This window comes from Aquabacterium sp. (genome assembly GCF_050725395.1).
In the GTDB taxonomy this organism is placed as follows: Bacteria; Pseudomonadota; Gammaproteobacteria; order Burkholderiales; family Burkholderiaceae_C; genus Aquabacterium.
In genome coordinates this window covers 70,090-79,753 of sequence record NZ_JBOHHL010000021.1, presented here as the reverse complement: position 1 = coordinate 79,753, position 9,664 = coordinate 70,090, and the positions used below count along the sequence as shown (strand labels likewise).

General features: G+C 64.8%; 9 protein-coding genes. 4 read left to right on the top strand and 5 right to left on the bottom strand.

Features of this window, described 5'->3' with window-relative positions:
• The 4 genes from ACREB4_RS13880 to ACREB4_RS13865 all read left to right on the top strand — a co-directional run.
• Positions 1-396, top strand: a 396-nt coding sequence (locus tag ACREB4_RS13880) for a YajQ family cyclic di-GMP-binding protein (RefSeq protein ID WP_431588817.1), incomplete at its 5' end; no start/stop codon positions are given.
• Positions 397-448: 52 nt separating this feature from the next.
• The gene (locus ACREB4_RS13875; RefSeq protein ID WP_431588816.1) at positions 449-1,129 is read left to right on the top strand and encodes a retropepsin-like aspartic protease family protein; all 681 of its coding nucleotides are present in this window, start codon (positions 449-451) and stop codon (positions 1,127-1,129) included.
• A 19-nt stretch (positions 1,130-1,148) separates the two neighbouring features.
• Positions 1,149-2,348, top strand: a complete 1,200-nt coding sequence (locus tag ACREB4_RS13870) for an acyl-CoA dehydrogenase family protein (RefSeq protein WP_431588815.1) — start codon at positions 1,149-1,151, stop codon at positions 2,346-2,348.
• A 30-nt stretch (positions 2,349-2,378) separates the two neighbouring features.
• Complete coding sequence (locus ACREB4_RS13865) at positions 2,379-3,566, top strand: acyl-CoA dehydrogenase family protein (protein WP_431588814.1); 1,188 nt, start codon at positions 2,379-2,381, stop codon at positions 3,564-3,566.
• A gap of 4 nt (positions 3,567-3,570) precedes the next feature.
• Here ACREB4_RS13865 and ACREB4_RS13860 read toward each other — a convergent pair whose 3' ends face one another.
• Genes ACREB4_RS13860 through gltK form a run of 5 tightly spaced genes read right to left on the bottom strand, consistent with a single transcriptional unit; the run spans position 3,571 to position 9,658 of the window.
• Positions 3,571-4,896: a sigma-54-dependent transcriptional regulator gene (locus tag ACREB4_RS13860; protein WP_431588813.1), complete on the bottom strand. Its 1,326-nt coding sequence runs from the start codon at positions 4,894-4,896 to the stop codon at positions 3,571-3,573.
• Complete coding sequence (locus tag ACREB4_RS13855) at positions 4,893-6,869, bottom strand: ATP-binding protein (RefSeq protein WP_431588812.1); 1,977 nt, start codon at positions 6,867-6,869, stop codon at positions 4,893-4,895. Before ACREB4_RS13855 ends, ACREB4_RS13860 begins: the two co-directional genes overlap by 4 nt.
• Positions 6,870-6,909: 40 nt before the next feature.
• Positions 6,910-8,202 carry a Glu/Leu/Phe/Val family dehydrogenase gene (locus ACREB4_RS13850; RefSeq protein ID WP_431588811.1) on the bottom strand — a complete coding sequence of 431 codons (1,293 nt, stop codon included), beginning with the start codon at positions 8,200-8,202 and terminating at the stop codon, positions 6,910-6,912.
• A 14-nt stretch (positions 8,203-8,216) separates the two neighbouring features.
• A complete protein-coding gene (locus tag ACREB4_RS13845) occupies positions 8,217-8,945 on the bottom strand; it encodes an amino acid ABC transporter ATP-binding protein (protein ID WP_431588810.1) in 729 nt (242 codons plus the stop codon).
• Between the two features lie 29 nt (positions 8,946-8,974).
• Complete coding sequence (gltK, locus tag ACREB4_RS13840) at positions 8,975-9,658, bottom strand: glutamate/aspartate ABC transporter permease GltK (RefSeq protein WP_431588809.1); 684 nt, start codon at positions 9,656-9,658, stop codon at positions 8,975-8,977.
• Positions 9,659-9,664 lie beyond the last annotated feature (6 nt).

The window sequence follows — 9,664 nt, the reverse complement described above, 5'->3', positions numbered from 1 at the left end:
GATTTCAAGGGCACCAGCGCCAAGATCGAGATCAAGGAAAAAGAGATCACCGTCTATGGCGACAGCGATTTCCAGCTTGATCAGGTGCGCGATGTGCTCACTTTGAAGATGACCAAGCGCAACGTGGATTCACGTTTCCTGGACGTGGGCAAGCCCGAAAAGATGGGCGGCGACAAGGTCAAGCAGGTGATCACCGTGAAGGCCGGCATCGAAGCCGAATTGGCCAAGAAAATCAACAAATTGCTCAAGGACAGCAAGATCAAGGTGACCTCCAGCATCCAGGGCGACAGCATTCGGGTACAAGGCAACAAACGCGATGATTTGCAGACGGCGATGGCGCTGATCCGCAAGGACATCACCGAAGCGCCTTTGTCCTTCAACAATTTCCGCGACTGAACCTCAGCTGCCGGGAATGACATCCAGAACAACGATCCACCGGGAGAATTGCTTGACCGCCGAACACACCATGCCCTTGTCCTCGCGCCATTTTGTGGCGGTGGTGGCCTTGATGTCCTGCGCCTGGTGCGCCATGCCTGTTCAGGCGCAGAGCGTGGCCATGACCGGGGGCATGGGCAGCAAGGCCCTGCTGGTGGTCGATGGCAGTCCGCCCAAGGCGGTGGGGGTGGGCGACACCTTCAAGGGTGTCAAGGTGATCAGTGTCAATGGTGACAAGACCATCGTCGAAATGAAGGGTGTGCGCCAGACCGTGCTGCTGGGCGGCGCCCCGGTCAGCGTGGGTGGCGGTGGCGGTGGTGGCTCGGGCACTCAGATCGTGCTGTCGGCGGTGTCGGGGGGCCACTTCGTGTCGCAAGGCACCATCAACGGCAAGTCCACGCAGTTCATGGTGGACACGGGGGCCACCAGCATCGCCATGGGCATGGCCGAAGCGCAACGCATGGGCATCAAGTACCAGGATGGCGAGCGCTTCCACGCCAGCACGGCCAATGGCATCGTGGTGGGCTATGGGGTCAAGCTGGCCAGTGTGCGCATCCAGGACGTCGAGATCTTCAACGTCGATGCGGCGGTGGTGCCGCAACCCATGCCCTACATCCTGCTGGGCAACAGTTTTCTGTCACGCTTCCAGATGAAGCGGGACAACGACACCCTGACCTTGACCAAGCGGTACTGACGAACCGGAGGGCTTGCCCATGGACCTGAATTTCACGCCTGAGGAACAGGCCTTTCGCGACGAGGTGCGTGCCTGGGTTCGCGACAACCTGCCGGCCCACATTTCAGACAAGGTGCACAAGGCCTTGAGGCTGGACAAGGCCGACCAGCAAGGCTGGGCGCGCATCCTGGGCGCGAAGGGTTGGCATGGCTGGGGTTGGCCAAAAGAGTTCGGCGGGCCCGGCTGGAACGCCGTGCAGCGCCACATCTTCGAAGAAGAATGCGCGCTGGCAGGCGCACCCCGCGTGGTGCCTTTCGGCCCGGTGATGGTGGCGCCGGTCATCATGGCCTACGGCACGCCCGAGCAGCACCAGCGCTTCCTGCCCGGGATCATGAGCGGTGACGTGTGGTGGAGCCAGGGCTACAGCGAACCGGGCTCGGGTTCCGACCTCGCCTCGGTCAAAACGCGGGCCGAGCGCCAGGGCGACAAGTACATCGTCAATGGCCAAAAAACGTGGACCACGCTGGGCCAGCATGGCGACTGGATCTTCTGCCTGGTGCGCACGAACACCGAAGGCAAGCCCCAGGCAGGCATCTCCTTCCTGCTGATCGACATGACCTCGCCCGGTGTGACGGTGCGGCCCATCATCACGCTCGATGGCGAACACGAGGTCAATGAGGTGTTCTTCGACAACGTCGAGGTGCCGGTCGAGAACCTGGTGGGCCAGGAGAACCAGGGTTGGACTTACGCCAAGTACCTGCTGGCGCACGAGCGCACCAACATCGCCGACGTGAACCGGGCCAAGCGCGAACTGGAGCGGCTCAAACGCATCGCCGTCACCGAAGGCGTCTACGACGACGCGCGCTTCCGCGACCAGATCGCCTTGCTGGAGGTGGACGTGGTGGCGCTGGAGATGATGGTGCTGCGCGTGCTCAGCGCCGAAAAGGGCGGCAAGAAGGCGCTGGAAGTGGCGGGCCTGCTCAAGATCCGCGGCAGCGAGATCCAGCAGCGTTACACCGAGTTGATGATGCTCGCCGCAGGCCCCTATGCCGTGCCCTTTCTGTTCGAGGCCATGGAGGCGGGCTGGCAGGGCGACCAGTACTTCGAGGGTGGATTCCCCGGCGGAGCGCTGCACGCCGCACCCTTGGCCGCCAACTACTTCAACTACCGCAAGACCACGATCTACGGGGGCTCCAACGAAGTCCAGCGCAACATCGTGGCCCAGCAGCTGCTGGGCTGATCGCGCGCGCTTTCTGCAAAGGACACCGACATGGATTTCGACTTCAACGACGACCAGGAACAGTTGCGCGACGCGGTGCGCAAATGGGTGAGCAAGGACTTCGATTTCGAACGCCGGCGCGCCATCGTCAAGGCGGGTGGCCAGCAAGGCGCTTATTCGAAAGAGGTGTGGCAATCGCTGGCCGACCTGGGCCTGCTGGGTCTGGCGGTGCCGGGCGACCATGGTGGCATGGACATGGGCCCGATCGAGGCCATGGTGGTCATGGAGGAGCTGGGCCGCGGCCTGGTGCTGGCCCCTTACGCGGCCGTGGCCTTGATGGGCGTGGCGGTCCTGCGCGACCATGTGCCCGCCGCCGTGCAGGCGCAGTGGTTGCCGCGCATCGCGGAAGGGCGAGCGCGCCTGGCCCTGGCCTACCAGGAGCGCCAGGCACGTTACCGCCTGGACCATGTCACGACCACGGCGCAGGCCCAGGGCGAAACCTGGGTGCTGAACGGCGCCAAGAGCCTGGTGCCGGTGGGCGACCCAGACGATGGCGTGGGCGAGGGTTACATCGTCCCGGCCCGTGTGTCGGGCGCCGTCGATGACCATGCCGGCATCGGGCTGTTCCTGGTGGAGCGCGGCGCGCCCGGTGTGCGTGTGCAAGCTCATCCCACGCAAGATGGTGGCCGTGCCGCCGAGCTCACGTTGGCGCAAGCGCCGTCCACGATGCTGGTGCCCGCGCTCAGCCAGGGCGCGCATCCACTGGGCGGCCACGCGGTGCTGGAACAGGCGACCGACATCGGCCTTGCCGCGCTGTGCGCCGAGGCGGTGGGCGCGATGGAGCAACTGCTGGCCATCACCGTGGATTACATGAACACGCGCAAGCAGTTCGGCGTGGCCATCGCCAGCTTCCAGGCCTTGCGCCACCGTGTGGCCGACATGAAGATGCAGCTGGAACTGGCCCGGTCGATGAGCTACTACGCTTCTCTCAAGCTGACCGCGCCGGCGGCCGAGCGGCGCCGCGCCATCTCACAGGCCAAGGTGCAATTGGGGCAGTCCATGCGCTTCGTCGGGCAGCAGGCGGTGCAATTGCATGGCGGCATCGGCGTGACCGACGAGTACAGCGCCGGGCACTATTTCAAGCGCTTGACCGTGATCGAGCTGACCTTGGGCGACACGCTGCACCATTTGGGCGAAGTGTCGAAGCGCATGCAGGACACGGCCGGCGTCTTCGCCTGAACGGTCACAGGCCGTGGCGTTTGATCTTGTCGTGCAAGGTCGTCTTGGCGATGTTCAAAGCCTCGGCGCAGCGGGCCACGTTGCCGCCGTGGCGTTGCAGTTCGGCATGGATCATGGCCCGCTCGAACTGGTCGACCGCTTCTGACAGGGACTGGCTGGTGGCGCCCGCCGTGTCGGCCACATCGACCACGCCATTGCGCACGCCCAGCACCAAGCAGTCGGCCACATTGCGCAGTTCGCGCACATTGCCCGGCCAGGCATAGGCCATGAGCTTGGACATGAGGGCAGCGCTCAAGTCGGGCTGTTGGCGGTTGAAGCGCTGGGCGGCCAGCAGCGTGAAATGCGTCATCAGCATGGGGATGTCTTCGCGGCGCTCGCGCAGCGGCGGCAGTTCAATGCAGACCACGTTGAGTCGGTAATACAGGTCGAGGCGGAAGGTCTTGTCCTGCGCGCGGGCCAGCAGGTCGTCCTTGCTGGCGGCCACCACGCGGCAGTCCACGTCGATGGACTGGTTGGAGCCCAGCCGCTCCAGTTTCCTCTCTTGCAGCACGCGCAGCAGCTTGATCTGCATGTTCATGGGCATGGTCTCGACCTCGTCCAGGAACAGGGTGCCGCCTTGGGCGTGCTCGATCTTGCCGATGCGGCGTTTCTGTGCGCCGGTGAAGGCGCCGGCTTCGTGGCCGAAGAGCTCGCTGTCGAGCAGGTTGTCGGGCATGCCGCCGCAGTTGAGGGCCACATAGGGCGCCTCGCGGCGGTGCGAAAAATCGTGCAGGGCCTGGGCGACCAATTCCTTGCCGCAGCCGGTTTCGCCACGGATCAGGATGTCGACCGGTGATTCGGCCACGTCCAGCACCAGTTGGCGCACGCGCTTCATCGCGTCGGATTGGCCAATCAGCTTGCTTTCGATGCCGCTGCGGTGGGCCAGTTGCTGACGGAGCTTGGCGACCTCGCTGGTCAGCAGGCGTTTTTCCAAGGCACGGCGCACCACGTCGACCAGCACCTCGGGGGCGAAGGGTTTGGTGATGAAATCGTAAGCGCCGCTGCGCATGGCCTCGACGGCCAGCGTGACATCGCCATGGCCGGTGATCATGATGGCCGGCAGCGAGGGGTCGAACTGCTGGCACAGGCGGATCAGCGACAGGCCATCGGCTTTGGGCAGGCGCATGTCGGTGACGACCACACCGATCTGCCCGGCGGTGACGTGCGGCAGGGCTTCTTCGGCCGAGGCCACGGCTTCGACCGCCAGGCCGGCCAGTTGCATGGCCTGCACGCACCCCAGGCGGACGTTGGGGTCGTCTTCGACGATGAGGATGGTGAATTCGGTGCTCATGCGGAGGGTGGTCGGTGGGCAGGGTCGGGCGTGTCGTCGTGGGCGCTTTTTTCGGGCAGCAGCAGCACGAAGCGGGCGCCGCCTTCGGGCGGGTTCTCGGCGCTCAGTTGACCATGGAACTCGCGGACGATGTCCTGCGAAATCGACAAGCCCAGCCCGAGGCCGATGCCGACCGGCTTGGTGGTGAAGAAGGGTTCGAACAGGCGGGGCAGCAGGTGCTCCGGAATGCCGCTACCCGTGTCGCTCACGGTCAGTCGGATCCAGCCATCGCCGGTGGGCAGCGCGCTCAGGCTCAAGGATTTGAGCGGGACTTCGCGCATGGCGTCAAGCGCGTTGCCGATGAGGTTGACGATGACCTGTTCCAGGCGGTTGGGGTCGCACCAGGCCAGCGTGTGGCCTTCGGGGCAATGGTTGATCAAGGTCACCTGTTCGGATTGGATCCGCGAGTTGAACAGCAGCAGCGCGTTGTTCACCGCCTGGCCCACGTCGGTGACGGCGGGCGAAGCCGGTGCTTTGCGTGCAAAACCTTTCAGCGGGTGGATGATGCCGCCCATCTGGTCCGCCAAGCGGCTGATGATGCCCAGGTTGCTTTCAACCGTGCCGAGGATGCCGCGCTTGAGAAACTCGGAGGTGTTGCCCGACAAGGTGCGGATGGCGCTCAGCGGCTGGGCCAGTTCATGGGTGATGCCGGTGGCCAGTTGGCCGAGCACCGCCATCTTGGCGGCCTGCACCAATTCGTCTTGCGCGGCCCGCAGGGTGCGTTCAGCCTGCACCCTTTCGCTCACTTCCTGGCGCAGGCGCTGGTTGGTGTCGGTGAGGGCCTTGGTGCGGCGCGTGACCTTGTTTTCCAGTTCGGCGTTGGCTTGTTCCAGCACGCGCTTGGATTCGAGCTTTTGCGCGAGGATGCGTCGTCGCTGGTTGACCACCACGCCCAGCAGCAACACGAAGCCTGCTGCCACGCAGGACAACAGGCTCACCAGCACCGCTTGTTTGCGCACGGCTGCCAGGTCGGTGAAGATCAGCAACTGCCAATGCATCTTGTCGATGGCCATGGATTGCACCAGCACGTCGGCATTGAGGTGCGGTGCCAAGCCCGCGCCATTGAGCACCACGCCCTGGCTCAGCTGGTCGCTGTCCAGATCAGACAGCCTGGCGCTGAGTGGAAAGCGTGGCAGCGTCTTGAGGTTGTAGCGCTGGGTCAGCTGCCAGTCCACCCGCTGCTCGACCGTCTGTTCGGCCAGCGTGGTGTAGCGCCAGTCGGCCTGCGATGACAGGATGACCACCCGGTTCTCATCGGCGATCAAGGCGGGCACGCCCAACATGGACCAGGCCTGTTCGATGGGCTCCAGCGAGATCTTGATGACCGCCACGCCGACCACCCGCTGGCCATCGCGGATCGGGTTGGAGAGGTAATAGCCAGGCACGCCTTGCGTGTTGCCGATGGCGAAGTGCCGTCCCACCTTGCCCGACAAGCCATCCAGAAAGTAGGGCCTGAAAGCCAAGTCCTCGCCGACGAAACCGCCGGGCTCCCCGCCATTGCTGGCGGCCACCACCGTGCCACGTTCGTTGAGGATGTAGACCACCATGCTGCCCAGGTGGCTGTTCAACTCCTTCAGGTAGCCGTTGACCACCTTGGCGTGGCCGGGCTCGCCGGCATCGCGCAACATGGCCAGCACGTCCTTGTTGAGCTGGATGGTGGCGGGCACGTGCTCCAGGCGGTTGAGCAAACTGTCGACCGTCGAAGCGAACAACTCCAGCCGGTGCCCCGCGTTGACCTGGACCGCTGCCATGCCCTGGCGCTGGCTCAGCTCGAAGCCCAGCGCCCCCGACAAGATCAACAGCACCAGTGCCAGCCCCACTTGCATCATGGTGCGTGCGCGCTTGAGGATGTCCGGGATGGACAGCAATGGTTTGCTGCCCGCGACCAGGTCGGGGGTGTCCGTGGTCTCTGCCAGTGGCGGGGTGGAGGCCAAGTCGGCGCCTGCTTTCGTGGTTCAGAACGGAGTCATGGTGTCATGGATAGAGGCCACGCAAGGCCCGGGCTTCCAGCACCCGCGTGCAGGCCGCGATGAAGGCGGCCGTGCGCAAGTGGACACGCTTTTCCTGCGCCACGTTCCAGATTGGCTCGAAAGCCTCGGACAGCACGCGGTCAAGCCGCATGTTGATGTCCTGCTCGGTCCAGAAAAAGCTGGAGGCGTTCTGCACCCATTCGAAGTAGCTCACCGTCACGCCGCCCGCGTTGGCCAGCACATCGGGCAACACGGTGCAGCCCATGTCCCACAGGATGTCTTCGGCCTGCGGCGTGGTCGGGCCATTGGCGCCTTCAACGATCAGCTTGGCCTTGATCTGGTGGGCATTGGCCTCGGTGATCTGGCGCTCCAGCGCGGCGGGCAACAGGATGTCGCAATCGACGCCCCAGAACGACGCGTCGTCGATGACCGTGACACCCGGGAACTCGCGCAAGGCGCCTTCGGCCACCTTCAGGTGGTGTTGCAAGGCGTGCGGGTCGATGCCCGCCTCGTTGTAGATCGTGCCGCCCACATCCTGCACCGCGACGATCTTGGCGCCGTGTTCGTGGAACACGCGGGCCGCCGCGTTGCCCACGTTGCCAAAGCCCTGGATGGCCACGCGCGCGCCTTCCATCGGGCGGTTCAAGCGCTTCATGGCTTCGCGGGCGACGACGAAGCAGCCGCGCCCTGTGGCATCGCGGCGGCCCAGGCTGCCGCCCATGCTCAGCGGTTTGCCGGTGACCACGCCGGTCTGCGTGCCGCCCTGGTTGATGGAGTAGGTGTCCATCATCCAGGCCATGACCTGTTCGTTGGTGTTCACGTCGGGCGCGGGGATGTCGCGGTCGGGGCCGATCAGCAGGCCGATCTCGCTGGTGTAGCGGCGTGTCATGCGCTCCAGTTCGGTCAGTGACAGGCGGCTCGGGTCGACGCGGATGCCGCCCTTGGCGCCGCCATAGGGCAGGTTCACCGCAGCGTTCTTCACCGTCATCCAGCCGGCCAGTGCCATCACTTCAGAGATGTGCACCTGCGGGTGAAAGCGCACGCCGCCTTTGCCAGGCCCGCGCGACAGGTTGTGCTGCACGCGGTAGCCCTCGAAGTGCTCGATGCGGCCATCGTCCATGCGCACGGGCACGTCCACGATCAGCGTGCGCTTGGGACGGCGCAGTGTCTCGACCCAGCGGGCCAGCGGGCCCAGGTGGGGCTCGACGCGGTCGAGCTGTTCCATGAACATGCCCCAGGGGCCGGGATGCGAAGGATCGATGTAGGAAGGGAGCGCGTGCGCGGTGGGCGTCGTCATGGAAAGCCTGTCGTTCAATGGTTGAGGATCTTGGCCAAAAACTGCTGGGCTCGGGGTGATTCGGGGTGGTCGAAAAAAGCGTCCTTGTCGCGGTCTTCCACGACCTTGCCGGCGTCCATGAAGACGACGCGGTTGGCGACCTTGCGCGCGAAACCCATCTCGTGGGTGACGCACATCATGGTCATGCCCTCGTGCGCCAGCTCGACCATCACGTCCAGCACCTCGCCCACCATCTCGGGGTCGAGGGCCGAGGTCGGTTCGTCGAACAGCATCACGATGGGGTCCATGCTCAAGGCGCGGGCGATGGCCACGCGTTGCTGCTGGCCGCCGGACAACTGGCCGGGCGACTTGGCCGCGTGCGCCTTCAGACCCACGCGCTCGAGCAGCTTCATGCCCTTGTCCACGGCTTCGTCCTTGCCGCGGCCCAGCACCTTGGTTTGCGCCAGGGTCAGGTTGTCGATGATGCTCAGGTGCGGGAACAGCTCGAAGTGCTGGAACACCATGCCCACGCGGCTGCGCAGTTTGGACAAGTTGGTTTTCGGGTCGCCCACCGAGGTGCCGTCGACCAGGATGCGGCCAGCCTGGAAAGGCTCCAGCCCGTTGACGCACTTGATGAGTGTGGACTTGCCCGACCCCGACGGGCCGCACACCACCACCACTTCGCCCTTGGCCACGTGGGTGCTGCAGTCGGTCAGGACCTGGAAAGCACCGTAGTGCTTGGAGATGTTGTCGATCTGGATCATGGGGGATGGCTTTCGATGAAGTGGTTCGTTCAGGCGTGGGCCATGCGGCGCTGCAGGTACTGCACCAGCCGCGACAGGCTGAAGCACAGCACGAAGTAGACGGCGCCAGCGAAGAGCAGCAGCTCGACCAGGCGTCCATCGCGGTCGCCCACCTTGTAGGCCGTGCCGAAGAAATCGGCCAGGGATGACACGTAAACCAGCGAGGTGTCCTGGAAGAGCACGATGGCCTGCGTCAGCAGCAGGGGCACCATGTTGCGCAGGGCCTGCGGCAGGATGACCAGGCGCATGGTCTGGCCGTAGCTCAAGCCCAGGGCCGAGGCCGCCGCCATCTGCCCCTTGGACACGCTCTGGATGCCTGCCCGGATGATCTCCGAGTAGTAGGCCGACTCGAACAGCGCGAAGCCCACCAAGGCGGAGGTCATGCGCACATCGGTGCCCGGATCCAGCCTGAAGAAGCTGGTGAGCAACTGCGGCACCAGCAGGAAGAACCACAGCAGCACCATCACCAGTGGCACGGCTCGGAACAGGTTCACATAGCCGGCGGCGAACCAGCGCAGCGGGGCGGAGGATGACAGGCGCATCATCGCCAGCACGGTGCCCCACGCCATGCCGAACACCAGCGCGGTGGCGGTGATTTCCAGTGACACCACCAAGCCTTGCGCCAGGAAGGGCAGGGCGTTGGGGATGGAGGACCAATCGAATTCGTAAGCCATGGCGCT